Source organism: Bifidobacterium ruminantium DSM 6489 (assembly GCF_000770925.1).
Taxonomy (GTDB): domain Bacteria; phylum Actinomycetota; class Actinomycetes; order Actinomycetales; family Bifidobacteriaceae; genus Bifidobacterium; species Bifidobacterium ruminantium.
This window is the reverse complement of sequence record NZ_JDTK01000025.1, coordinates 1-24726: the sequence shown is the minus strand read 5'-3', so window position 1 is coordinate 24726 and position 24726 is coordinate 1. Positions and strand designations below refer to the sequence as shown.

Below are 24726 nucleotides of genomic sequence, written 5' to 3'. Positions count from 1 at the left end.
CCCCCCCCCTGCCCGGCTCGTGGACAGGGTGCGCCCATCTCGCGGACAAAATGGGCGGAAACGGTCGATGTGTTGGTAAATTTTTATCAAGGTTCGGCAATGGTTGCGGAACTTACGAAAAGGCATCGATAAAGCCTTGGGATAAAGAAACCAAAGAAGGGAGTGATGACATGGGCTTCCTTATCGCACTCATCGTCATTGCGCTGATCATCGCATTCCTGTTCCTGTCCACGTTGTTCATCGTGCCGCAGCAGCAGGCCTACATCATCGAACGATTCGGCAAGTTCAACAAGGTCCAATTCGCGGGCATCCACATCCGCATCCCATTCGTGGACCGCATCGCCATGAAGACCAACATGCGCGTCAACCAGCTCAATGTGCAGTTGGAGACCAAGACACTCGACAACGTGTTCGTCACCGTCGTGGCCTCCACCCAGTTCCGCGTGAATCCGGAGAACGTGGCCACCGCCTACTATGAGCTGCGCGATCCGGCCGGTCAGCTGCGTTCCTACATGGAGGACGCCCTACGCTCCGCCATTCCGGCGTTGACGCTCGACGACGCCTTCGCCCGCAAAGACGATGTGGCGTTTGATGTGCAGAAGACCGTCGGCAATGAGATGTCCCGTTTCGGCTTCACCGTGGTCAAGACCCTGATCACCGCCATCGATCCAAGCCCGCAGGTCAAGAGCGCCATGGATTCCATCAACGCGGCCCAGCGTGAGAAGGAGGCCACCCGCCAGCGCGCCGAGGCCCAGCGCATCCAGATCGAGACCCAGGCCGCCGCGGAAGCCGAGAAGACCCGTCTGCAGGGCGAAGGCCAGGCCAACTACCGTCGTGAGATCGCCAGCGGCATTGTCGACCAGATCAAGAGCCTGCAGGCCGTCGGCATGAACATCGGCGACGTGAACAACGTGGTGCTGTTCAACCAGTATCTCGACGTGTTGCGCTCGCTGAGCGAATCCGACAATGCCAAGACCGTGGTGCTGCCCGCATCCACCCCCGGCGGATACCAGGACATGTACAGCCAGGTCACCCAGGCCATGATGACGGCCAACGAGACCGCGGAACGGAGCGCGTACACGCCGAAGCCGTCCCATACGGCCGCCCCATCGGTGCCGCGTATCTGACGAATATTGATCGAATGGCGTCTTTGGCCGCATGCGCCAATCGCGGGGTATGCGGCCAAAGACGAAACGAATCCCTCCTTCCATCGGGGAGCCGCGTGAATGTGACGGAGAATGCGGAAACGATGGAAGGAGGGATCGCGTATGGGTGCGTCGCCGTACCACGACGCACATCTTGTCATGGGAACGCTTCTGGACGCTATTCCAGTCCGATGAGCGCCCCGTGGGCCGGCATGGACGGGCGTTCCGCCTCATGCTGCTTCACGGATTGGATCTGTTTCTGCAGATCCATGACTTTCTTCTCCAGCCATGCGATGGTCATGGATTGGGAGATGACGAGCAGGTCGCGTTGATCGGCCGCGGCTTCATTGGCGAACGACTGCGCCTCCAGCATGATCTGCGGATCGGTTTTCCAGCGTGCGATGGCACGCTCGATGCGCTTGCTGCCCACGATCTTCGGGTTGAGCCCCGCGCTGGCGAAGATACTGGTCGGACCGTTGCCCCGCAGGTATTGCGCCATGCAACGCACCTGGAAATCCCTCGAATAGGTGATGCGGTCCATCGATGCCCGCTCCACCGCGGGCAGGGTGTTGAGGTAGTAGACCTCCGCTTGTGTGAAACGACGTTTCATGATGTCCCCCTCATGGTATGGAACCGTTCAGCTTCGTTTTCGATTCGTTGCGATGCCTTCATTCTATTTTCGTCGTTTCACGGTTCACTGCCATTTGGCACGAAACAAGGGATTCTGGCATGAAACAACATGTTCCATATCGTTCAGGCGGGGTTTCTTGAACGGTTTTCGAGTTTCAGGCACGCGCGGACCGTGGCTTCAGGGTGTTCCCTTAAGGGTGGCGAAGCGCGGTGAAACACTTTAGACTTAGGAGCAATTATCAACATATTCCCAGAAAACGAGGAGGTGAATGTGCCGGTAGGTAGCACATCCAACGCTGGGAAAACCGGTCGCGGTCCCATTATCGAGGTTAAAAACCTACGCAAGGAATATCCAGTGCTCGATGAGACCGTCGTAGCACTGGAACGTGTCAATCTCGCCATTCCGCAAGGGCAGATCTGCTGTATCTATGGCGAGTCCGGATCCGGTAAATCCACCCTGCTCAATCAGCTTGCCGGCATGGAAAAACCAACTAAAGGTGGTGTACGTATCACAGGTGTGCCCATCAGCAGGCTTGACGAACGGCAGCTGGCCGAATTCAGGCAGAAGCACCTTGGCTTCGTGTTCCAGTCGTACAATCTGCTGCCCAATCTCAATGCCATCGAGAATGTGGCCATGCCACTGATGTTCCGAGGCGTGCCGAAGCGTAAACGCGAGACGATCGCGCGTGCCATGCTCAAGCGGGTCGGCCTTGGCAAACGCATGAACCATTATCCGACCCAGATGTCTGGCGGTCAGCAGCAGCGCGTTGGCATCGCCCGCGCTTTCGTGACACGTCCGCAAGTGGTATTCGCCGACGAGCCGACCGGCAATCTCGATTCCAAAACCAAAACCGAAGTGATGGATATGATTTGCTCGTTCGCACGCGATTTCAACCAGACCATCGTGCTCGTCACACATGACGACAATATGGCGCAATACGCCGATCGCATCGTCACACTTCTTGACGGCCGCATCATCGGCGACCGGCTTACGTAACATTCATGACAACGCATATCGACAACTATGACGACAACAGAAGGGCCTTCCATGGGCAACAACACAAGAATCGCAACACTGCTCAACGGGGCAATCTCACTATTGGCGGTGGTCGCCATCACGTTGGTGTGCATTGTGCCGACGGCGTTCGCCGAAGATGGTGCCAATACTTCCGATGCTCCGGGTGCGGGAGCGGACAACAGTGTTGAGCAGATTGCTGGGCCGGTGCCGAACATCATTATCACCAATTTCACCTATGGCGACGGGTCGGTGGCGGTCGGCAGCACCTTCAACCTCGGTTTCACCTTCCAAAACATGGGCAAAGTGGCGGTGAGCAATATGGTGGTCACCGTGGACGGCGGTGAGAATTTTGCCATCTCCGGCGGTACGAACACGTTCTACTACGATGCACTGAATGCGGGAGCTGCGTTGACGCAGACCGTGCCGATGCAGACACTGGCCAGTGCGAAAAACGGCGCGCAGGGCATCGACATCAGCTTCAAATACGAGTATGTGGACGGTGCCGCACGCAGCTCCAACACTTCCGACATCAAAATTTCCGTACCCGTTTCGCAGCCTGATCGTTTTGAATTGAACGATCCAGTGGTGCCCAATATCGTCAACGCGGGTGAGGAAACTACTATCACCATGGATTACGTGAACAAGGGCAAGGGCGACGTTTCCAATGTCGAGGCGAGCGTTGAAGGCGACGGTATCACCGCCACGCAGGCCAAGCAGTACGTCGGCAATGTGGCGTCCGGCGCGTCCGGCTCCATTGGATTCGCATTCACTGCGGACAAGCCCGGCGAAACCGAAGCGAAACTGACGGTGACGTATGAGAATTCCGATGGACAGCCGCAGACCAAGGAATTTCCGGTGAAAATCAATGCCGTTGAAGCTCCTGTTCCGGATGATTCCGATACGGATGTTGACGTCCAGGATCAGAGCATGCCGGTCTGGGTGTGGATAGTGGCGGCGGCTGTTGCACTCGTCGTGATTGTACTGACGGTCGTATTGGTGGTCCGTCACCGCCGTAAGAAGGCAAAGCAGGCGGCCGATGATGACGATTGGGATTGGGAGCCTGCCGATCTTGGAACCGATAAGCAGGGTAAATCTACTGCCATGGCTGCCGATGCGCCGACGCAGGTAATCGCCACGGCAGGTGGCACATCGGCCGCCTCCGTATCCGCAACGTCATCTTCCACTCCATCCGTCAAGGAGTAGGCATGCGATTTTCGGATATCGCACATACTTGCGCGCAGAATTTGCTGCGGCGCAAATCGCGTACGATTTTGACGGTGCTCGGCGTGATCGTCGGCTGCTGCTCCATCGTCCTGATGATTTCGATTGGACAAGGCATCAGCGAGCAGAATGAGCAGATGCTCAAGAGCATGGGCAATCTCAACGACATTACCGTCACAGCTGCCGGCGGCTCGGGCGCGTACGACAGCTCTGGCGTCGGTATGTCGAGTTTGTCTTCGTCGGACATGACATCATCGGATCAGCAGGCCAAGCTTGACGATGCTGCGGTACAGACGTTCCGTGGCATTTCAGGCGTCGCAGCCGTGATGCCACAGCGGTCGGCGCAGAGCACCGTGGATCTCACTGCGGGAGCCGGATCCCGATACGTGGCTCAATATGCTTCTGTGATGGGTACGGATATGACCCAGCTTGAAGCATCGGGATACAAGCTCGTTCAAGGGCGTATGCCGAGGCGTGCCGGAGAAGTATTGCTCGGCAAATACGCGGCATACCAGTTTATGGATAAGTATCGTTCCGATGATGACTCCAGGCGTATCGCTCCCGGTGATTATGAGTGCGATGAGAACGGTTGCAAGGAGAGCGAGGGGGAGAAGCCGTTCTTCGACGTACTGACCACGAAACTCAATTTGATTACCGGAGCCGATTATCAAAGCCCTGACGATTACCGCAAAATAGGCAGCACTTCGATGAGTTCCACCGATTCAGGCGACGGCGATGGTACTGCCAGTTCGCAGAATCCTGTGGTTTCCATGCCTCTCACCGTGGTCGGTGTGTTGGACGCTTCAACCAATAATTACGATGCATTCAGCTCCGGTGTAGTCATGTCGCTGGAGGATATGGACACATTGCAGGCCAAAATCGACGGCAAAACCAATACCACCAGCCGGACCAAAACAAACTACGATCAAGTGGTGGTGCACGCTCAAAATATCAAGGATGTGCCGGGTATCGAAGCGCAGATCAAAATGTCTGGCTACCAAACCACGTCCTTCGAACAGACCCGCAAGGAGATTGAAAAGCAGAGTCGTGGCATCCAGCTCGCATTGGGAGGCATTGGCGCGGTGTCATTCCTGGTGGCGGCCATCGGCATCGCCAACACCATGATTATGTCCGTGTCGGAACGCACTCGGGAAATCGGCATTATGAAGGCGCTCGGCTGCTATGTGAAGGATATTCGCACGATGTTCCTATGTGAAGCAGGTGCCATCGGTCTGGTCGGTGGACTTATCGCCTGTCTGATTTCCGCCTTGGGGTCGCTGAGCATCAATCTGCTGTCGTTTGGTGGATTCAGTATGGAAAACGTAGGCAAAGCGATTATGGGCGGTGACGACGTGAGCCGAATCTCCGTGATTCCATGGTGGTTGTTTGTCGTGGCCGTGCTGTTTTCGATTCTGGTGGGCATACTCGCCGGTTTTGGGCCAGCTAATAAGGCTGTGAAGATTCCTGCGTTGGACGCCATCAAGAACGAGCAATAGCGATTGCGATTGACAATAATGCCTATGGTCGGCCATGTGCTGTTCAGTGGGGCCGGCATTTCGCGATTGTTCAACGTTCCCTGTCGATTTTTTGACGGTGCCGGCTAGTTGCGTGATTAACGGGCCAACACGCGGCGAATGCGATCAGCCACCGCTTCCACAGTCAGCCCGTAACGTTCGTCAAGCTCGGCAAGGGGCACACGATCGGTGAATTCTTTCGATGCGCCGAAATTGAGCGCATGCACAGTGGCTGCTTTCGGATTAGTGGAATTCGCGTAGAAAGCGGTCACTTTCTCACCCCAACCGCCTTCCAGCTGCCCATCCTCCAGGGTGACGACCACACGATGACCGTCGGCGAGCACATCCAACAGCTCGCCATCCATCGTGGAATACTGCAACGCGTCGATAAGCGTCGCGTCGATGCCATCATCATCCGACAGCCTGCCGGCCACTTCGGCGGCTAGCGGCATCGTGTTGCCCAAGCCCATAACCGCCACCTCACGTCCCGGACGCACGATCTGATACCGCATGAAGGGGCAATCGCCCGTAATATCGACGGATGTCTCATGCGCGTCGGCCCGTTCGGACGGATCGAACGCCATGCTGGCGGAACGTTCCATGGCGAGGATCTGCTCGCCGGGCATTCTGATGGCCACCACGCCATGATCGGACGGTCCGGTAGCCCATGCCAGCATATCCAGCATCTGCTCTCCGCCGGTCGGCGCCAGACAGGTCACGCCGGGCGTATTGGCGAACATCGTCATGTCGAATGTGCCGGAATGTGTGTTGTCCGTGCCGGAAATGCCGGCACCGAAGATCAGCAGCGTCGCCGGAACATGGTTGAGCGCGAGTTCCTGCTGCAGCTGGTCGTAGATGCGTTGGAAGAACGTGGCGGACGTGGCCAGAACCGGTCGGCCGCCGGCTTTCGCAATGCCTGCCGCGAACGCGGCCGCATGCTCTTCGGTGATGCCGGTATCCACGTAATGCGCGCCGGCGCGTTCGCGAAAATCGCGGGTGATGCCGTTCGACCCCGGAGTCGCGGGGGATATGACGACCAATCCCGGTTCCTGTGCGAACCGTCGTTCCAACGAGGCCATGGCCATCTGCCCATAGTATTTGCGCGCGTCAAGCGGTTTGCCGAGCGAGCTGTCCGGATCCTGCCAATGATTCGCCTCGCATTGGCCGGCATGCGGTTGCGGATTGGTTTGGCTGCAACCATCGGAGCCATTCCGCGACATGGTCTCAGTGCTGAATCCCAAACCCTTGGTGGTGTGGATGTGCAGTACGACGGGGTGGTCGCTGTCCTTGAGCCTGCCAAGCGCATCGACCAGGACATCCACATCATTGCCCTGCTCCACGTACCGATAGTCCAATCCGAACGCTTTGAACAGGTTTGGTTCGGCGGTGCCGTCCGATGCGCGCAGCTTGGCGAGCTGCCCGTACATGCCTCCGAAATCCTCGGCGATCGACATTTCGTTGTCGTTGACGATGATGATGAGATTGCCGCCCTGCTCCGCGGCGTTGTTCAGCCCCTCAAAGGCGATCGCCGAACTGAGCGAACCGTCTCCGATGATGGCGATCACGTTGCCGATGCCGCTTGATCCCGTCGCCGCGCGCTGCATGTCGCGCGTCTTGGCCAGACCGCAGGCAAGCGAAATGGATGTTCCGGTGTGCCCCAGCACAAAGGAGTCATGATCGCTTTCTGATGGATTGGTGAATCCCGTCACCTCGTCGAAATGCGATTCATCCAGATAGGCTTCGGCCCGGCCGGTAAGCATCTTATGCACATAGCTTTGATGGGAAACGTCGAAAATGAAACGATCCCGCGGCGAATCGAATACGCGGTGCAGAGCCACGGTAAGCTCCACAACGCCAAGATTGGAACCGATATGGCCGCCGTGCTTTCTGCCATATTCCAGCAGTGTGGAGCGAATCTCAGCGCACAGGTCACGTAGCCGCTGCGGGGGAAGGGCATGCACATCCGCCGGAGTATGAATCGAACCCAGTATGCCAGCGGTCATTATGCGCAACTGTCCTTCCCTGAACCTTATCTTCTTACCGCGGAAAATCGTATCCCACCGTATGCCCTTGCGGGGTGTTCGCGGGCAAATGACCGCAAAGTCTACCCAACTGCGGCACAATGGGAGAAGTCATCCGACATCGCGAATCGCTGAAAACCGCAAAGGAGCGCAGACATGAAAGCCGTATACGCAGCAGGGACCGATTATGCGGATCCGTTGTCGAAACTCAGGGTGGGGGAACTCGAAGAACCCCAAAACAAGCCGTTTTGGAGCAATATACGCGTTGCTTCGGCGAGCGTGAACCATCACGACATCTGGAGTCTGCAAGGAGTGGGACTCTCCGCCGACCAGACGCCGATGATCCTCGGCACCGACGCCGCCGGTGTGCTCGAAGAGGACATTCCTGTTCGCAAAGGGCTGAAAGCCGGTTCCGAAGTGGTGCTCTACACCTTCGTCGGCACCGATGGCGCGGGCGTCATGCCGGGGGAGCGCCGCACCATCCTGTCCGAAAAATACGCGGGCACCATGGCCGAGATCACCCAGGTGCCCAGCGCCAACGTGTTCGCCAAACCGGCCAACCTGAGTCTCGACGAGGCGGCGACGCTCGGCACCAGCTGGCTGACCGCTTACTCGCTCCTGTTCACGTCCGCCAACGTGAAGCCGGGCGACACGGTGCTCATCCAAGGAGCCGGCGGCGGCGTTTCCACCGCGGCCGTCCAGCTTGCCCACGCCGCCGGGCTGGAGGTGTTCGTCACCTCCCGAAGCGAGAGGAAACGTGCCCTTGCCACCTCCATCGGAGCCGACGCCGCCTTCGAAACCGGAGCAAGGCTGCCCCGCAAGGTTGACGCCGTCATCGAATCCGTCGGCGCGGCCACGTGGAGCCATTCCGTTAAATCCGTGCGTCCCGGCGGTACCATCGCCATCTGCGGGGCGACCACGGGAGACCAGCCCAGAGCCGAACTGACCCGCATATTCTTCCAGGACATCCGCGTGCAGGGCAACACCATGGGCTCCCGCGAGGATTTCGCACGACTGCTCAGATTCGTGGAACACGCCGACCTGCATCCCGTCATCGACTCCGCATACGCGCTCGCCGACGCTCCGACGGCGTTCAGGAGAGTGGACGAAGGTGACGTTTTCGGAAAGGTCGTGCTGCACATCGAGCCAAGTAAGTAAAGTAAGCGGTGTTCTGGAACACGTTGTTTACGTATATCTTCGGAGGTTCTTGATGGCAGATAACAAGCCTGAAGTCGCGGTGATCATGGGATCGGCGAGCGATTGGGAGACCATGAAGCACGCATGCGAGATGCTCGACCAGTTCGAGGTGCCATATATGAAGCAGGTGATCTCCGCGCACCGCACACCGGAACTGATGGGCGAGTTCGCGCACAACGCCCGCGCCAACGGCCTGAAGGTCATCATCGCCGGCGCAGGTGGAGCGGCACACCTGCCGGGCATGGTGGCGGCGCAGACCACGCTGCCGGTCATCGGTGTGCCGGTGCGTTCCCACGCCCTGTCCGGCTGGGATTCGCTGCTGTCCATCGTGCAGATGCCGGGAGGCATTCCGGTGGCCACCACAGCCGTGGGCAATTCGGGAGCGACCAACGCCGGCCTGCTCGCGGTGAGCATTCTGAGCACCACCGACGAGCGTCTGGCCAAGGCGTTGCAGGATTATCGTGACTCCCTGAAGGGAAAGGTGGCTGAATCCAATGCCCAGCTTGTCTGAGGAAACCAACGGTCGCGTCGAGCGGCTGATGCCCGGAGCCACCATCGGCATCATCGGCGGTGGCCAGCTGGGGCGCATGATGGCCCTGTCGGCACGCTATATGGGATTCCGCATCGGCGTGCTCGATCCAACTCCCGACTGCCCGACCGCGCAGGTGGCCGATTTCCAAGTGACCGCCGAATACGACGACATCACCGCCATCCGCGAATTGGCTGAGAAATCCGATGTGCTCACCTACGAGTTCGAGAACGTGGACGCGGACTCCATCGACCAGGTGCGTTCCCTCGCGGCGGCTCCGCAGGGCACCGACCTGCTGCGCGTCACCCAGGATCGCGTCAACGAGAAGCAGTTCATCAACGACCATGGCACGCCCACCGCACCATGGAAGGCAGTCAACAGCGTAGAGGAGCTCGACGCGGCTCTCGACGAGATCCATTACCCGGCGGTGCTCAAAACCCGTTCCGGCGGCTACGACGGCCACGGCCAGACCGTGCTCAGGTCCGACGCCGATCTGGAGAAGGTGCGCGCCCGCGCCGACCGTGGCGGCGGCTTCCCGCCGAGCATTCTGGAAGGATTCGTCGACTTCGCGTTCGAAGCGAGCATCCTCGTCGCCGGCAACGGCAAGGACTACGTGACCTTCCCAATCGTGCGCAACGAGCATCGCAACAACATCCTGCACATGACCATCGCGCCGGCCGAAGTGGACGAGAGCGTCGCCAAGGAGGCGCACGGACTGGCGTTGCGGCTGGCCAAGGGCTTCGAACTGGCCGGCATTCTGGCCATCGAACTGTTCATCACCAGGGACAACAAGGTGATCGTCAACGAGCTGGCTCCGCGACCACACAATTCCGGCCATTACACCATCGAGGCATGCTCGTTCGACCAGTTCGACGCGCATATCCGAGGCATTGCCGGCTGGCCGCTCGAACAGCCGCAGCTGCTCAAGCCCGCCGTCATGGTCAACGTGCTCGGCCAGCATGTCGCGCCGACACGCGCGCTCATCGCCGACCATCCTGAATGGAACGTGCACGACTATTGCAAGGCCGAGGTGCGCCACGACCGCAAGATGGGCCACATCACCGTGCTGACCGACGACACAGCCCGAACCGTGGCCGACCTTGAGGCCACCGGTTGCTGGGACGACTTGAAGAAAGCCTGACATCGCAAGCAATGAGTGAACATATCGTGCGGCAGACCCGCCAGAAGGACGCCATCCGCGACGCGCTGAACGGCTGTGACGAATTCATCTCCGCGCAGGAACTGCACCGCAAGCTGGAGGATCGTGGAGAGCATATCGGCCTCGCCACGGTATACCGGCAGCTCAACGCCCTGGCCGAGGCGGGCCGTGCCGACACGGTCCGCCTCGACGGCCAGCAGCTGTTCCGCCTGTGCGGCGACGACGGACACCACCACCACCTCGTCTGCACCGGCTGCGGCAAGACGGTGGAGATCGAATCGCCTTCGGAAAGCTGGCTGAAAGGCATCTCCGACAAATACGGCTTCACCATCGAACGCCATACGCTGGAAGTGTTCGGATTGTGCGCGGACTGCCGGAAATCGGACAAATGACGGTCTCGTGACGTATTCTCCGGACGGTTCCCATCGCCGTCGGCGCAAAGCAATCGCATAAATCGTAAAGAAAACCGGACCGGCGTTGTCTTTTCCAGACGCGTATATGACAATAGGGCATTGCAAACAAGCTAAGTGGGGTTATGCGTGACCAAAGCAACAACGAAAAACGAGCCGATTGAGGAGCTCAGCATCGCCACCGTGGATCCGACGGCCAGGAAGACGGGCAAGGAATTCCCGGGATGGCTTTACGGTGTGCTGTTCGTCCTGTTCGATGCGGCGGGCGTCGCTGCGTTGCAGATCGGCGTCAGCGAATCCGCGACGCGTGTGCAGCTGTCGAACAACATGTGGCTCACCGGTTGGGGATTCGTCGGCAAGATGTTCACCAGCGCCAATTTCGTGGCGGTGCTGAACCTCATCCTATGGGGCGTCCTGTATGTCATTCTGCTGATGCTCACCAATCGTTTCTGGGTGGCCACGCCGGTTTTTCTGGCAGTCACGTTCATCGTCGCCGTGATTGAGCATTTCAAGGTTTCAATACGATACGAGGCGATTCTGCCAAGTGATTTGAACTTTCTGAAGGCCGACGCCGGCAATTTGATGAGTTTCATGCCGTCCGGCGCGCAATGGACCATTCTGATCGCGGTGGCGGCGTTTGCCGCGTTCGTGGCGCTGTTCGTCTTCCTGAACCGCCTCGACGCGCGTCACGGCAGACTGTTTCGCGGCTCCGATAAGCGATCCCGTTCCGTGAACGCGATCGCAAGACTGCTGCTGATCCTGCTTCCAGGCTTGTTCTTCACGCTGTATTCGATGCAGGTGAGCACCGTCGGCTCGTGGGCCAAAGGCTTCGCCACCGTCATGGGGGACAAGCCCTCCATGTGGGACTCCGTATACGACGCCCAGCGCAACGGGCCGCTGGTGGCGTTCACCCGTCAGCTCAACCCGAAAGTCATGGTCAAGCCGGACGACTATTCCGAAGAGACCATGAAGCAGGTCGCGGCACGCTATGAGAAGGCCGCGAAGAAGATCAACGCGAAACGTTCCGCGAACATGACCGACAGCACCGTCATCTACGTGCTGTCCGAATCCTTCTCCGACCCGTCACGCGTACCGGAACTCAAAGTCAACAAGGATTCCATACCGAACATCCGCAAGATTAAGCAGAATACCACGTCCGGCCTGATGCTGTCCTCCGGATACGGCGGCGGCACCGCCAATCTGGAATACATGGGACTGTCCGGTCTGAGCATGGCGAATTTCGATTCCTCACTGACCAGCCCATACCAGCAGCTGGTGCCGAGCGAGCATTGGACGCCGACCATCAACCAGATGTGGGGCGCGTCCAAGAACTCCATCGGACTGCACCCGTACGAGTCGTCCATGTATTCGCGCGCCACCAATTACAAGAAGTTCGGCTTCTCGCATTTCTACACGCTGACCGGGCCGGACGTCATCTCGCATCAGGACAAGATCGACGATTCGCCGTACGTCTCCGACGAGGCCACCTACCAAAGCACGCTGGAGGAAGTCAGGAAAACCAAGTCGAACCAGTTCCTGCAAGTCATCACCATGCAGAACCACATGCCCTACCATGACTGGTACAAGCACAACGACTTCAAAGCCTCCTCCACCACGGGAAAGCCGTTGAAGGACGGCGAGAAGGAATCCATCGAAACCTACCAAAAGGGCGCGTCCCTGACGGATGGGGCGACCGCCGGATTCCTCAGCGAACTCGACAAGCTCGACAAGCCGGTCACCGTGGTCTTCTACGGCGACCATCTGCCTGGTATCTACTCCTCGGCATCCGCGGACGACGACAACTCACTGGCCCTGCATCAGACGGACTACTTCATCTGGTCCAACAAAGCCTCCGGCACGCAAGGCAACAAGATCGACAACGCCGAATACTCGTCGCCGAACTTCTTCGTGGCCCAGGCGGCCGAGCACATGGATGCCAAAGTCTCCCCATACCTGGCGTTCCTCACCGAAATGCATTCCAAGATCTCCGCCATGGAACCGCCGGTCGTGAACAACATCCAAGGCTGGGACCGCATCCCCGAAGGACAGAACATCTATCTGAACTCCAAGGGCGAGCCCATGGCCGAAGACGATTTCGACGCCGAAACCAAACAGCTGCTGGCCGATTACCGGCTCATCCAATACGACATCACCACGGGGAAGAATTATCTGAAAAACACCTCGTTCATGACCCTGCCGTAACGAGGACGGCGCGCCTTCCGCACGGCACTACACTCGACGTACCTTTGTACGCCCTCGTGTCGTGCCGCGTGGAATTCGCGCGCGTCCTCGTTACGGCAGGGGTGTGGTGGGCGACGACGCGCCTGCCGCACAAATCTTAAAACGTTGAGGGGCTGTTCCAAACTATTGGAACAGCCCCCTCAACGGCTATTGGTTCAGCGCAGCCAACACACCATCATCACGCATTCAGCGCTTTGAAACCGATGTCGTGACGGTAGAACATGCCCTTGGTGTCGAGCTTGTCGATGATCGCGTAGACCTTGTCCTGCGCGGCCTTGATGTCCGCAGCGGAGGACTCGACCAGCAGCACGCGACCGGAGTTGGCCACGAGACCATGCTCGCCACGTGCGACGCCCGCATAGTAGACATGGGAATCGTCATCTACCGTGATCTCAGGAATCGCGGCACCCTTGACCACATTGGTCGGATAGCCGTCGGAAGCGAGCACCACGCCGAGAGTGGCATTGTCCTCATCCCAAGTGAATTCCGGGGTCTCATCGTTCAGAATGGCGTTGATGCCGGCGCCAAGGTCGGAAGTGAGCTTCGGCAGCACCACTTCGGTTTCCGGATCGCCGAAACGCGCATTGAATTCGATGACCTTCGGACCATCCGCGGTGGCGATGAGACCCGCGTACAGAATGCCGGTGAACGGCGTGCCTTCGTCGGCCATAGCTTGCACAGTCGGTTTGACGATGGTTTCGATGGCAGTGTCGATCACATCCTGTCCGATTTGCGGAACCGGGCTATAAGCGCCCATGCCGCCGGTGTTCGGACCCTTGTCGCCATCGTAAGCGCGCTTGTGATCCTGGGAAATCGGCATCGGCCAGAAATCGGTGCCGTTCACGAAGCTCATCAGGGAGAATTCCTGTCCTTCAAGGAAATCCTCGATGACCACCTTCGCTCCGGCGTTGCCGAAGCGGTGATCCACGAAGATGTCCTCGAGAGCCGCGATGGCGGTCTTCTCGTCCATCGCCACGGTCACGCCCTTGCCTGCGGCCAGCCCATCGGCCTTGATGACGATCGGCGCGCCATGCTCACGCACGTATGTGGTGGAACGTTCCAAATCATCGAACGTCTGGTATTTTGCGGTCGGAATGCCATGGCGCTCCATGAGCTGCTTGGCGAAGTCCTTGGAACCCTCGATCTGCGCGGCGGCCTTGTTCGGACCGAAAGCCTTGATGCCGGCGGCGGTGAAATCGTCCACGATACCTTCGATAAGCGGCACCTCGGGGCCGACGAACACCCAATCGTATCCATTGTTCTTCACGAAATCGATGAGCGCGGCATGGTTGGACGGGTTGAGCTGCGTGGTGCGAATGCCGTCAAGCTCCATACCCGGATTGCCTGGAGCCACGGTGACCTCGCTGACGCTGCCACCGCGCATGAGCGCGTGGGCGATGGCGTGTTCGCGTGCACCGGAACCAATGACCAGAACCTTCATTTTTCCTCCTGTAAATCCCTTATGGGAAAGCCTTGAAAAGCCAAAGAAATAATCGGGGGTGGCCGTTCCGGTCACCCCCGTATGTTCGTCTATCGCAGTTCGACGTCCTCGCCGGTCTTCTTGACGATTTCACCCAGCACGTAGCCGGCCTCGCCATTGGCCTTGAGCAGTTCCATGGTCTTGTCGGCATCCTCGGCGCTGACCGCCAGCACCATGCCGATGCCCATGTTGAAGATGTTGAACATTTCCATATGGTCGATTTCGCCGGCCTTCTCCAGCACGTCGAAGATCGGCAGAACCGGCCAAGAGCCGAGGTTGATATGCGCCGCGAGACCATCGGGGATCATACGCGGGATGTTCTCGATGAAGCCACCGCCGGTGATGTGCGCGACGCCCTTGACCACGCCGGCCTTGAACAGCGGGGACAGCGTCTTGACATAGATCTTGGTGGGGGTGAGCAGCACGTCGCCGAGCTTCTCACCGCCGAGCTCATCCAGCTGGGTGTCGACGGTGTATCCGGCCTGTTCGAACAGGGCCTTGCGTACCAGGGAGAAGCCATTGGAATGCACGCCGGTGGAGGGAAGGCCGATCAGCACGTCGCCTTCGACAATCGAGGAACCATCGACTATGGCGGACTTCTCGGCCACGCCCACGGCGAAACCGGCCAAATCGTACTCGTCCTCGTCGTACATGCCCGGCATCTCGGCGGTCTCGCCGCCGATCAGGCCGCAATCGGCCTGCACGCAGCCGTCGGCCACACCGGATACGACCTGCTCAAGCAGGGCAGGATCGTTCTTGCCGCAGGCGATGTAATCCAGGAAGAACAGCGGTTCCGCGCCCTGGGCCGCGATATCGTTGACGCACATGGCCACGCAGTCGATGCCGATGGTGCTGTGTTTGCCCGCCATCTTGGCGACGACCAGCTTGGTGCCCACGCCGTCGGTGCCGGAAATCAGCACCGGCTCCTTGTAACCCAGGGAGGCGAGATCGAACAGGCCGCCGAATCCGCCGATGCCGCCGACCACGCCCGGACGATTGGTGCGCGCCACATGCGACTTGATGCGCTTGACGACTTCGTAACCGGCTTCGACGCTTACGCCGGCTTCTTCATATGCTTTTGGCATATCAAACCTTTCTTGGGTCTCAGTGTTCTTCTTGGGGTGAAGTGGTGGTGTACTCGTTGCCTTCGTACTTGCTCTTGTACAGGGCGAATTCGGGTAGTCGGACACGATCCTCCGGAGTGAGCGACTTCAGGAAGTCGGCTTCGTAGTCGTCCAAGGCGGTCGGATAGTCGCCGTTGAAGTAGGCTACGCACAGGCCGCCATACGGTGCGTCCGCTCCCAGGCCGATGGATTCCACCAAGCCGTCGAGCGACAGGAACGCCAGTGAATCGGCTCCGATGTAGTCGCGGATCTCGTCGACGGACTTCTTGGCCGCGATCAGCTCCTTGGTGGTGGAGATGTCGATGCCGTAGAAGCACGGGTACTTCAGCGGCGGGGAGCTGATGCGCATATGCACTTCGGCCGCCCCGGCCTCCTTGAGCATCTGCACGATGCGCTTCGAGGTGGTGCCGCGCACGATGGAATCATCGATGACGACCACGCGCTTGCCCTTGACCACGCCGCGCACTGCGGACAGCTTCATGCGCACGCCCTGCTCGCGCAGCTCCTGCGTGGGCTGGATGAAGGTGCGTGCCACGTACTGGTTCTTGATCAGACCCATTTCGTTCGGCAGGCCGGCCTCCTCCGAATAGCCGGAAGCCGCCGACAGGGAGGAGTTCGGCACGGCGATGACCATATCGGCGTCGACGGGGGATTCCTGAGCCAGGCGCGCGCCCATGCGCTTGCGGGCCGAATGCACGTTCACGCCGTAGATGTTGGAATCGGGGCGTGCGAAGTAGATGAATTCCATCGAGCAGATGGCCAGCTGGGTCTGATCCGTGTAACGGTCGATGCGGTAGCCAGCGTCATCCACGACCACGATCTCGCCCGGGCGGATGTCACGCACCAGTTCGGCTCCGACAGTGTCGAGCGCGCAGGTCTCGGAAGCGAGCACATAGGCGCCGTTCGTCATCCTGCCAAGGGACAGCGGACGGAATCCGTTCGGATCGAGCGCGCCGATCATGGCATGTTCGGTCATGATCAGATAGGCGAAGCCGCCGTGCACGGTGTTGAGCGCTTCCTTGAGCTTGTCCATGAACGTGGGCTTGCTGGAACGACGGATGAGGTGCATCAGCACTTCGGTGTCGGAGTTCGAATGGAAGATCGCTCCCTCGTTCTCCAGCTTGCGGCGTAAGGAGGGGCAATTGGTGAGATTGCCGTTGTGACACAACGCCATATCCCCGTCATGGAAGCGGAAGATGAACGGCTGGATGTTGTCGGTGCCGCCGGAACCGGCTGTGGCGTAACGCACATGGCCGATCGCTTTGTCTCCTTTCAGGCGTTCGATTTCCCGTTCGTCGCTGAACACTTGGGTCAGCAGACCCGTTCCGCGATGACCGATGAGATGACCATTATCGTTGGAGACAATGCCGGCACCCTCCTGACCGCGATGCTGCAGCGCGTGTAGACCGAAGTAGGTGAGTCGGGCGGCGTCCGAGTGGCCCCAAACGCCGAAAATACCGCATTCCTCGTGGATGTCTTCGAGTTCAGCTGACAAGCCAAAGCTCCTTCCAAAACCATGGAGACAAGGGGTTCGCTACCGTTTAACCCTACCAACGGGAGGCTACAAGCGAGGCGCCGCGGGGCGTCCCTCCCGCGCGTTCCCCTGTGTGTGGAAACGAACACGCAATCGAACAACCGTTCGAATATTCTGATATGATGGATCCGTCGAATGGCGAATCGCGGTTTTTGGCGTGTGGAACGCGTCAATGCGGACCATTGCACGGAAGGAGCGTCATGGTCGAACGGACATATATGGCAATCGACTTGAAATCCTTCTATGCCTCTTCGGAATGCGTCGAACATGGTTTTCCTCCTCTGTCCACGAATCTGGTCGTGGCGGATCAGTCGCGCACCGACAAAACCATCTGCCTTGCGGTCTCTCCGTCGTTGAAGGAATACGGACTGCCGGGGCGCGCCCGTCTGTTCGAAGTCAAGGCCAAGCTGAAGGAAGTCAATGCGGCCCGCCGGGCCGCTGCCCCGGGCGGCATCCTGACGGGGGAGTCGTACGACGCAAAGGCGCTCGCCTCCGATCCGAATCTGGCCGCGGGGGTGTTCATAGCCAAACCGCGCATGTCGCATTATCTGGCGATGAGCGCGAAGATATATGGCATTTATCTGCGATATGTGTCTGCCGAGGACATCCATGTGTATTCGGTGGACGAGGTGTTCATGGACGTCACCGGGTATCTGCGGGCCTATGGCAAGGGTGTGGAGGAGATGGCGCGCGACATCATCCGCGACATCCACTCCCAGACGGGCATTACTGCCACCGCGGGCATAGGCACGAACATGTATCTGGCCAAGGTGGCCATGGATATTGTGGCCAAGCATATCCGTGCTGGTGAGGATGGCATCCGCATCGCGAGGCTCGATGAGATGTCGTATCGGAGACTGCTATGGAATCATCGGCCATTGACCGATTTCTGGCGTGTGGGCCGAGGGTACGCGAGGAAACTTGAGGCGCAGGGGCTGCTGACCATGGGGGATATCGCGCGCTGCTCGATCGGCAAGGCCGACGAATATTACAACGAGGATCTGCTGTATCGGATGTTCGGTGTGAACGCCGAGCTGCTTATCGATCACGCGTGGGGCTGGGAGCCGTGCACCATCGCGGATATCAAGGCGTACAGGCCGGCCGGACACAGCATGAGTTCCGGTCAGGTGCTGACGAAGCCCGTCGATTTCGACGCGGCTCGCCTGATAGTGCGCGAAATGGCGGATGCGCTGTCGTTGGATTTGGTGGCGAAGGATGTGAAGGCCGGACGTGTGGGATTGATGGTCGGTTACGATACGGCAAGCCTTGATCCGAAGAAGCTCGGTAGGGATGGGGCCAGGTGGAGGGCGGTCGCCGAACATGCGGCGGCGACATATGATGGTCCGGTCTCGCTTGACAGATACGGTCGTCGTGTGCCCAAACCGGCTTCGGGGTCGATCGCATTGCCTGAGCCGACTTCGGCGACGTCGAGCATCTGCGATGCCGTGGACGGCCTGTTCCGCTCGATTGTCGACAATCGGCTGCTGATTCGCCGTCTGAATGCGATCGCCGCTGATCTGCTGGAGGTCGATCAGCTGGAGGATCGTCAGTCCGACGATTCCGAATACGTCCAGCCTGATCTGTTCGAGACATTGGATGCCTCGTCCGGAAATGTTGCTTCCGGCGGTGGAACCATGCCGGAAGCGGAGCGTTCGGGAAGGCTGAAAGACAGGGAGGCCGAGCTCCACATGCAACGGACGCTGCTCGACATCAAACGCAAGTTCGGCAGAAACTCCGTCATCAAAGCCATGGACATGTTCGATGACGCGACCGGACAGCAACGCAACCATCAGATTGGAGGTCATGCGGCATGAGTCTCGCCGAAACGCATCGCTACGACGACATCATCGATTTGCCGCACCACCGTTCGAAAACACATGCGCATATGAGCATGCACAATCGTGCGGCCCAGTTCATGCCGTTCGCCGCCCTGACCGGCTACGACGACATTATCAAGCGGACCGAGCAGGCCAGTGGTGAAGCCGTGGAACGTGCCAACACGCCCGTCGATCTCTCCGACGGCTATCTTCCCGCCTGATGAACTGCGCCCCTCTTTCCAATAGGGTGTTGAGAGAAATTCCGGTGCCAACTGAATCTCCTTCCTGCGAGGCCGCGGATAATGGGCGTACAGCGTCGCTGCCGTCACCGCGCAGCCATAAGAGAAAGGGAAGATCATGGCCTCCAATGATGGATCGCGGCCAGAACCGCAGAAACCTGTTGACGGACAGTCCACCGAAATCATGAGTCCGCAGAGTATGGGGGACGTTGCGAAACCAGAGAATCCAACTAAGCCCATATCTCCGGTGACATCGTCCGCTGGGCCCGTGCCGGACGCTTCTGCGGAGCCGTCCCGGGAATCCACGACCCAACTGCATGCCCCGAATGCCTACGCGGACTGGAACGCCTTGAAGGAGACACCCACGATGACGATGCCGCAGGTCGGACAGCCGACGACTGCCGGTGGCGGGGTGTCGATGCCGGATCCGGCGGAATCGGCGCAACAGCCGTCGGCCTATGTTCCACTCGCAAATGCGGATCAGGAGCCGAAAGCCGCGGAACCGAAAACGAAAAAGCCGGTAATCGCTATTGTCTTTGCGGTGATTTATCTGCTGCTGGCGCTGATTAGCGATGGCTCGACGTTATCCGTTTCGCTCATCGTAGTCTTCGCCATTCTTCCAGCGTTGTTCAGCGGACTGGCGTTTCTGGACACGCGCGAAAGCCCGAAAAGCAAGAAACGCATCTACACGTATATCGCCATTGGCATCACCGTGCTCAGCATAGTGATCATGGGTGGAAAAATGGTCGCGGAAGATATGCATCAGAAAGCATTGGAGAAGGAAGATGAAACATCGCTTTCCTCTGATTCCTCCAAATCCGATAACAATACCGACAAGGATACTGACGGGGACGCCGACTCCGATTCCAAGGATGCTGATACCAACGAGCAGGATCAGCAGCAGTCCCAGAACACCCAAGACCCTCAGGATTCCCAGCAGGCTCAGCAGCCGCAACAGCAGCAGCCGCAACAAGGCAACGCATCCCAGGTCGATCCGAACTTCAAGGCCACGATGGACAGTTATGAGCAGTTCTTCGACCAGTATGTCGACTTCATGAAGAAATACAAGGATTCGAATTACTCCGCAGACATGCTTGTCGATTACACAAAGATGATGCAGCAGTACAGCGACACCATGACCAAGATGGATTCCATCGACCAAAGCACGTTGAGCTCCGCGGACGATGCGTATTATCTTGAGGTGCTCGGCCGTGTCACCCAGAAACTGGCGTCGGTGCAGTAGCCGACGTTCGGACTGGTCAGGGTTCCGTGGCGCGGATGCGCGCTGCGGAACCCTTCCTTGGATGGGGCGCCGAATATCGGAAGGAGTTGAATATGGAGGATTACCGGTACGGTCCGGACGAGACGAAGGTGCTGTCGGATAGTGACGTCCGCCGATGCGGGGATCCCAGCGGTCAAATAGGTCGTGAACTGCTGCTCACCAACCGGAACATCGTATACACGTGGGAGACTCGCAAACTTATCGGACATGGAGCTCGGCAAAGCGACACGTATCCGCTCTCACGCCTGAAGACGATCGACGGCGTGGCTCAGGCGAAATACACGGAAGGTGCCTACAACGCGAAGCTTGACCTGTTCTTCATCGACAGCACCGTGTCATTCGAATTCCGTAAGGACTCCAAGGATTCAAGCAAAAGGGCAGTCGCACAATGGCTTGACGCCATCAGTCGGCAATTGACGGGACGTCCTTCCGAGGAGGCTGCGAAACTGCGTAAGACCATTTTCGGCGTGGAGATGTTCGCGGGCGCGTTGAAAGGAACCATCGATTCCTTCACTAAGACGTTCTCCGGACGGGACTTGGATGATGGCTCCGCAAAAACCGTGACATCAAAATGCGTCGGCTGCAGGGCGCCGCTCACCGGCAGACAGGGCACGAACGTGCGGTGCCGTTATTGCGATACCGAGCAGACGCTGCAGTAGACGACGATTGTGGAAACATGCGGAAAATCATGGCATTGGCAAACAGGGAAGGTTAGGATATGGGCATTTTGCGGGCGATTGGCGGAGCGGTCGGCGGAACCTTCGCCGACCAGTGGAAAGACATCATCACGGCCGGTCCATTCGATGGGCATACTGCCGTGGCGCCAGGAATCATGCGTAATACGGACAACGGCAGAGGTTCCAATGGGCGCGGCTCGGAAGGCGTCATCACCAATGGCTCGAAGATCTACGTGCCGGAAAACACGGCCGCGTTCATCTTCAGCCAATCGGGCATCGAGAACATCATCGCCCAGCCGGGCGGTTACGAATACTATGATGGCCAGGACAGCGTGTTCGATGGCGATGGCATCGGCAGTGCGCTGTTCAAGCAGATGGGTGATCGCATCGGGTTCGGCGGCATCAGCTCCGACTATAAGAAAATCGAATTCGTCAATCTTCGCGAAATCCGCGACATCAAGTTCGGTACGCGTGGTCCGCTCATGTACAACGACCTGTTCTACGGCACCGATTTGGAGATCTACGCGTATGGTTCGTTCTCTGTCCAGATCGGCGATCCCGTGAGATTCGTGCGTAACTTCGTGCCGGCGAACGTCATGTCGTACTCTTTCGACGATCCGCAGGCGCGCTCGCAGATTCTAGCGGAGTTTCTGCAGTCGTTTACGGTGGCGTTGAATGCGTTGTCGACGCAGTATAGAATTTCGCAGTTGCCCGCGCAGGCGAATGACATTGCGGTCAAGGTGGCGAATGATGGGCAGAATGCGGGAACATGGCCTGCGCGCTTCGGTTTCAACATCGTGAAAATCGGCATCGAGAACATCGAGTTTTCGGATGCCTCGCGTGAACTTGTACAGAAGTTCTCTGCCAACAAGATGGATTTGAAGGCGTATGAGGATGTGTCGCAGCATGCTTCGAATGTGGCGGCGCAGCAGAAGATCGCGCATGGTGTGGAGGAGCATGGGTTTGGTGATGCGGGCGCGATGATGTTCGGCGCGGCTTTTGCGCAGGGGATTAATCCGATGACCGCAGCGCAGACCAATCCCGCGATTGCGGAGCAGCCTATGGCGGCACAGCGGCAGACTTCTACTGCTGCGGCGCCGTCCATGTCGGTCGTTGAACAGTTGGATGCGGTCAAGAAGCTCAAGGAACTGCTTGACGCGGGGATCTTGACTCAGGATGAATTCGATTCCAAGAAGAAGCAGATTCTCGGTCTATAAAATCCGATGGTTTGTTATTTGCTGGTATCTCTATGTCGATGTGCGATTGTGGATTTGATCGTGTGTCGCGTATGCTGTATGCCGGCATAGGGAATATCGAGGAAAAAAAGAAGATTATGCCTAGGAGTTCCAGAAAGAGTTCTATGAGGAATCCGATGGGAAGCATGAGCACCAAGGCGAAGGTGATTGCGATCATTGTTGCTGTCGTAGTGATCATGGTGGGAACTATCATCGGATACCGCAAGATAGGGGGAATCTTCAATCCGAAGAAGGCTGAGCCTGAAATCACCACCACGATTGTCTCCCGTCAGCTGCAGACGATGCAGGACCTGACCACCGCCAAGGAAAACGACTACGGCTTCGAGAAATTCTCTGAGGGGAAGATCGCCCATGTGAACAAGAAGAAGTTCACGATGTTCTATAGCTATGAGATTCGCGCTGGCGTCGACTTGGCCAAGGCTGATATCAAGGTGCATGACGACACTCGCACGATTTCGATTACCTTGCCCAAGGCCACGCTGCAATCCGTGTCGGTGGATCCCGACTCGTTGCGCTTCTTCGACTCGGAGAGCTCGTTGTTCAATGGCAATGGGGTAGCGGACACTGCCGAAGCGTTGAAGCATGCCAAGAAGTCGGCAGCTGATAAGGCCTCCAAGAGCAAGCTTTTGCAGGAAGCCGATAAGCAGGCCAAGCAAATCGTGGAGAAGGCGTATTCGCCAATCGCCAAAGCGGACGGCTACAAGGTCCAGGTCCAGCTTGCAAGCGAGTAAGTGATAAGCGCTTTTACCGTTGAAAGAAGTATCCGATGACTGAATATTATGTTCCTTCTCCGATTCTTGATTTGCGTGAGAAGAAACGTCTTGACAAAGTGACGCGTGACTACGAGAAGATGCTTGAACCTGGGCCTGTGCAAAAAGCGGGCAACGCGATTGCCAGAGTTATTCCCGATCAGGTCAAGTCTTTTGCCGATACCATGGGTGTTGCCGTTTCCCAAGCAGAGCTCTACACGCGGATTATGGAATATGTGGTCCAGGCGTATGCGAAGCTTGAAGAGCAGGCTGTGAGATATACCATCGACGAGGACAACGTCTGCGAACGGTTGAACAAAGTCCATACGGATGGCGAGATTTTTTCATTGGGTGAAGTATGCCTCATGAGGGAATATGACATTGCCAAAGCCGTTGATGATGTCAAGAACTGGAATCTTGGATTTGCGGCCGCAGAAGGCGGCGCAACGTGTGCGGTTGGCTTGGTTGGATTGATTCCGAATCTGGCAGCCAGCACGTTTCTGTATTTTCGTGCGGTGCAGAACATAGCCATGATGTACGGATACGATGTTCGTAATGACTCTGAGGAGATGGAAATCGCGTCAGCCGTTTTGATGAACGCGATGAGTCCGGGGTTCGTTGGTTCCGGTGAGCTTTCTACGATGATTGGGAAAATCATGGTTGCCGGAGAAATGGCGGCAGTCAAGCAAGCGGCTAAAAAGAGTTGGACGGCAATGGCTCAGCATGCCGGTCTGCCATTGCTTATGGCGCAGATGCGGGCACTTGCCAACAATGCCGCAAAGAAGGCTGTGCAGAACGCCGGACGGAAGACACTTGAAAAGACAGTGTATGCCAATGTTCTTGAACAGGTAGGTCGGAAGCTTACATTGAAGACCGCGCAACGAGCGGTACCCGTCATCGGAGGCGTGATTGGAGCTGGGCTTGATGCCTATCAGATGAACGTCATTCTTGACTATGCCGAGAAGTTCTACCGCAAGCGTTTTCTAGTGGAGAAAGAGGAACGCATTATTCAGTTGACATCCGATGACATCGCCGAAACTGTTGATGCATCGGTTGAAGACCATTGAACAGATCCTCTCTCGACTGACTTCCTTCCTGCGGACATTCATCAGTCATTGAATACGCCGGTGACATCAATCTCGACCATGCTTGGCTGTTGTTGACTTGTCTATGATGCTGGCTCGAAAAACTGCTGTCAGCGCAAGTTCATGGGCCATATGAGAGAAGGTTAGGCTCGAGCGTCTAGTGGTGTAGACGCCGTACATGTCAAGCACTGGTCAGCGATTATGAAGTGACGAACAAGCATCCTGCTTTTTGTTGGGATCCTTCAGACGGTTATAGGGTTTATCCCCATGTGGGCGCTATTCCGCCCAGAGAAGCAGGTTTTTGATTTGTGATCAGGCTGGAGCGTGACGCTATATCGCTTGTTTGTGGCAGATTCCGGGGGTTGGGATTTGCTTGTTCTCTTGTTTGTGGCACCTTT

General features: G+C 57.9%; 21 protein-coding genes. 16 read left to right on the top strand and 5 right to left on the bottom strand.

Features of this window, described 5'->3' with window-relative positions:
* The first annotated feature begins 170 nt into the window (after nucleotides 1-170).
* On the top strand, nucleotides 171-1127 hold the full coding sequence (locus OU26_RS08510) for an SPFH domain-containing protein (RefSeq protein ID WP_033499081.1): 957 nt from the start codon (nucleotides 171-173) through the stop codon (nucleotides 1125-1127).
* Between the two features lie 196 nt (nucleotides 1128-1323).
* Here OU26_RS08510 and OU26_RS08505 read toward each other — a convergent pair whose 3' ends face one another.
* Entirely contained in the window at nucleotides 1324-1755 is a 432-nt protein-coding gene (locus OU26_RS08505) for a hypothetical protein (RefSeq protein ID WP_026646346.1), read from the bottom strand.
* A 339-nt stretch (nucleotides 1756-2094) separates the two neighbouring features.
* On the opposite strand from OU26_RS08505, the gene OU26_RS08500 reads away from it, so the two are divergent.
* The 3 genes from OU26_RS08500 to OU26_RS08490 are packed head-to-tail and all read left to right on the top strand — an operon-like array spanning nucleotide 2095 to nucleotide 5510.
* Nucleotides 2095-2772, top strand: coding sequence for an ABC transporter ATP-binding protein (locus tag OU26_RS08500; RefSeq protein ID WP_033499084.1), 678 nt, complete (start codon nucleotides 2095-2097; stop codon nucleotides 2770-2772).
* A 51-nt stretch (nucleotides 2773-2823) separates the two neighbouring features.
* Entirely contained in the window at nucleotides 2824-3996 is a 1173-nt protein-coding gene (locus tag OU26_RS08495; RefSeq protein ID WP_033499080.1) for a COG1361 S-layer family protein, read from the top strand.
* 2 nt (nucleotides 3997-3998) lie between these two features.
* Nucleotides 3999-5510, top strand: a complete 1512-nt coding sequence (locus OU26_RS08490; RefSeq protein WP_026646349.1) for an ABC transporter permease — start codon at nucleotides 3999-4001, stop codon at nucleotides 5508-5510.
* Nucleotides 5511-5626: 116 nt separating this feature from the next.
* Here OU26_RS08490 and OU26_RS08485 read toward each other — a convergent pair whose 3' ends face one another.
* A complete protein-coding gene (locus OU26_RS08485) occupies nucleotides 5627-7531 on the bottom strand; it encodes a 1-deoxy-D-xylulose-5-phosphate synthase (RefSeq protein WP_026646350.1) in 1905 nt (634 codons plus the stop codon).
* Nucleotides 7532-7705: 174 nt separating this feature from the next.
* On the opposite strand from OU26_RS08485, the gene OU26_RS08480 reads away from it, so the two are divergent.
* From OU26_RS08480 to OU26_RS08460, 5 genes are all read left to right on the top strand, one after another.
* On the top strand, nucleotides 7706-8707 hold the full coding sequence (locus OU26_RS08480) for a zinc-binding dehydrogenase (protein WP_026646351.1): 1002 nt from the start codon (nucleotides 7706-7708) through the stop codon (nucleotides 8705-8707).
* 52 nt (nucleotides 8708-8759) lie between these two features.
* Complete coding sequence (gene purE, locus OU26_RS08475; RefSeq protein ID WP_026646352.1) at nucleotides 8760-9257, top strand: 5-(carboxyamino)imidazole ribonucleotide mutase; 498 nt, start codon at nucleotides 8760-8762, stop codon at nucleotides 9255-9257.
* A complete protein-coding gene (purK, locus tag OU26_RS08470) occupies nucleotides 9241-10416 on the top strand; it encodes a 5-(carboxyamino)imidazole ribonucleotide synthase (protein WP_026646353.1) in 1176 nt (391 codons plus the stop codon). Before purE ends, purK begins: the two co-directional genes overlap by 17 nt.
* 11 nt (nucleotides 10417-10427) lie before the next feature.
* Complete coding sequence (locus tag OU26_RS08465) at nucleotides 10428-10826, top strand: Fur family transcriptional regulator (RefSeq protein ID WP_026646354.1); 399 nt, start codon at nucleotides 10428-10430, stop codon at nucleotides 10824-10826.
* A 147-nt stretch (nucleotides 10827-10973) separates the two neighbouring features.
* Nucleotides 10974-13046: an LTA synthase family protein gene (locus OU26_RS08460; protein ID WP_026646355.1), complete on the top strand. Its 2073-nt coding sequence runs from the start codon at nucleotides 10974-10976 to the stop codon at nucleotides 13044-13046.
* A 217-nt stretch (nucleotides 13047-13263) separates the two neighbouring features.
* Here the strand turns inward: OU26_RS08460 and purD are convergent, their stop codons facing one another.
* From purD to purF, 3 genes are all read right to left on the bottom strand, one after another.
* Nucleotides 13264-14526, bottom strand: a complete 1263-nt coding sequence (purD, locus tag OU26_RS08455; protein WP_026646356.1) for a phosphoribosylamine--glycine ligase — start codon at nucleotides 14524-14526, stop codon at nucleotides 13264-13266.
* An 89-nt stretch (nucleotides 14527-14615) separates the two neighbouring features.
* On the bottom strand, nucleotides 14616-15650 hold the full coding sequence (gene purM, locus OU26_RS08450) for a phosphoribosylformylglycinamidine cyclo-ligase (RefSeq protein WP_026646357.1): 1035 nt from the start codon (nucleotides 15648-15650) through the stop codon (nucleotides 14616-14618).
* Nucleotides 15651-15669: 19 nt separating this feature from the next.
* Entirely contained in the window at nucleotides 15670-17184 is a 1515-nt protein-coding gene (purF, locus tag OU26_RS08445; RefSeq protein WP_026646358.1) for an amidophosphoribosyltransferase, read from the bottom strand.
* Between the two features lie 239 nt (nucleotides 17185-17423).
* On the opposite strand from purF, the gene OU26_RS08440 reads away from it, so the two are divergent.
* From OU26_RS08440 to OU26_RS08410, 7 genes are all read left to right on the top strand, one after another.
* Nucleotides 17424-19037, top strand: a complete 1614-nt coding sequence (locus OU26_RS08440) for a Y-family DNA polymerase (protein WP_026646359.1) — start codon at nucleotides 17424-17426, stop codon at nucleotides 19035-19037.
* Nucleotides 19034-19261: a hypothetical protein gene (locus OU26_RS08435; RefSeq protein ID WP_026646360.1), complete on the top strand. Its 228-nt coding sequence runs from the start codon at nucleotides 19034-19036 to the stop codon at nucleotides 19259-19261. The genes OU26_RS08440 and OU26_RS08435 overlap by 4 nt, the downstream gene beginning before the upstream one ends.
* Nucleotides 19262-19646: 385 nt before the next feature.
* Complete coding sequence (locus OU26_RS08430) at nucleotides 19647-20522, top strand: DUF6591 domain-containing protein (RefSeq protein WP_026646361.1); 876 nt, start codon at nucleotides 19647-19649, stop codon at nucleotides 20520-20522.
* A 92-nt stretch (nucleotides 20523-20614) separates the two neighbouring features.
* Nucleotides 20615-21220, top strand: a complete 606-nt coding sequence (locus OU26_RS09745) for a hypothetical protein (RefSeq protein ID WP_051592920.1) — start codon at nucleotides 20615-20617, stop codon at nucleotides 21218-21220.
* A gap of 59 nt (nucleotides 21221-21279) precedes the next feature.
* A complete protein-coding gene (locus OU26_RS08420) occupies nucleotides 21280-22455 on the top strand; it encodes an SPFH domain-containing protein (RefSeq protein ID WP_026646362.1) in 1176 nt (391 codons plus the stop codon).
* Between the two features lie 155 nt (nucleotides 22456-22610).
* Entirely contained in the window at nucleotides 22611-23225 is a 615-nt protein-coding gene (locus OU26_RS08415; protein WP_237743787.1) for a DUF4230 domain-containing protein, read from the top strand.
* Between the two features lie 35 nt (nucleotides 23226-23260).
* Nucleotides 23261-24310 carry an EcsC family protein gene (locus OU26_RS08410; protein ID WP_051592921.1) on the top strand — a complete coding sequence of 350 codons (1050 nt, stop codon included), beginning with the start codon at nucleotides 23261-23263 and terminating at the stop codon, nucleotides 24308-24310.
* Nucleotides 24311-24726 lie beyond the last annotated feature (416 nt).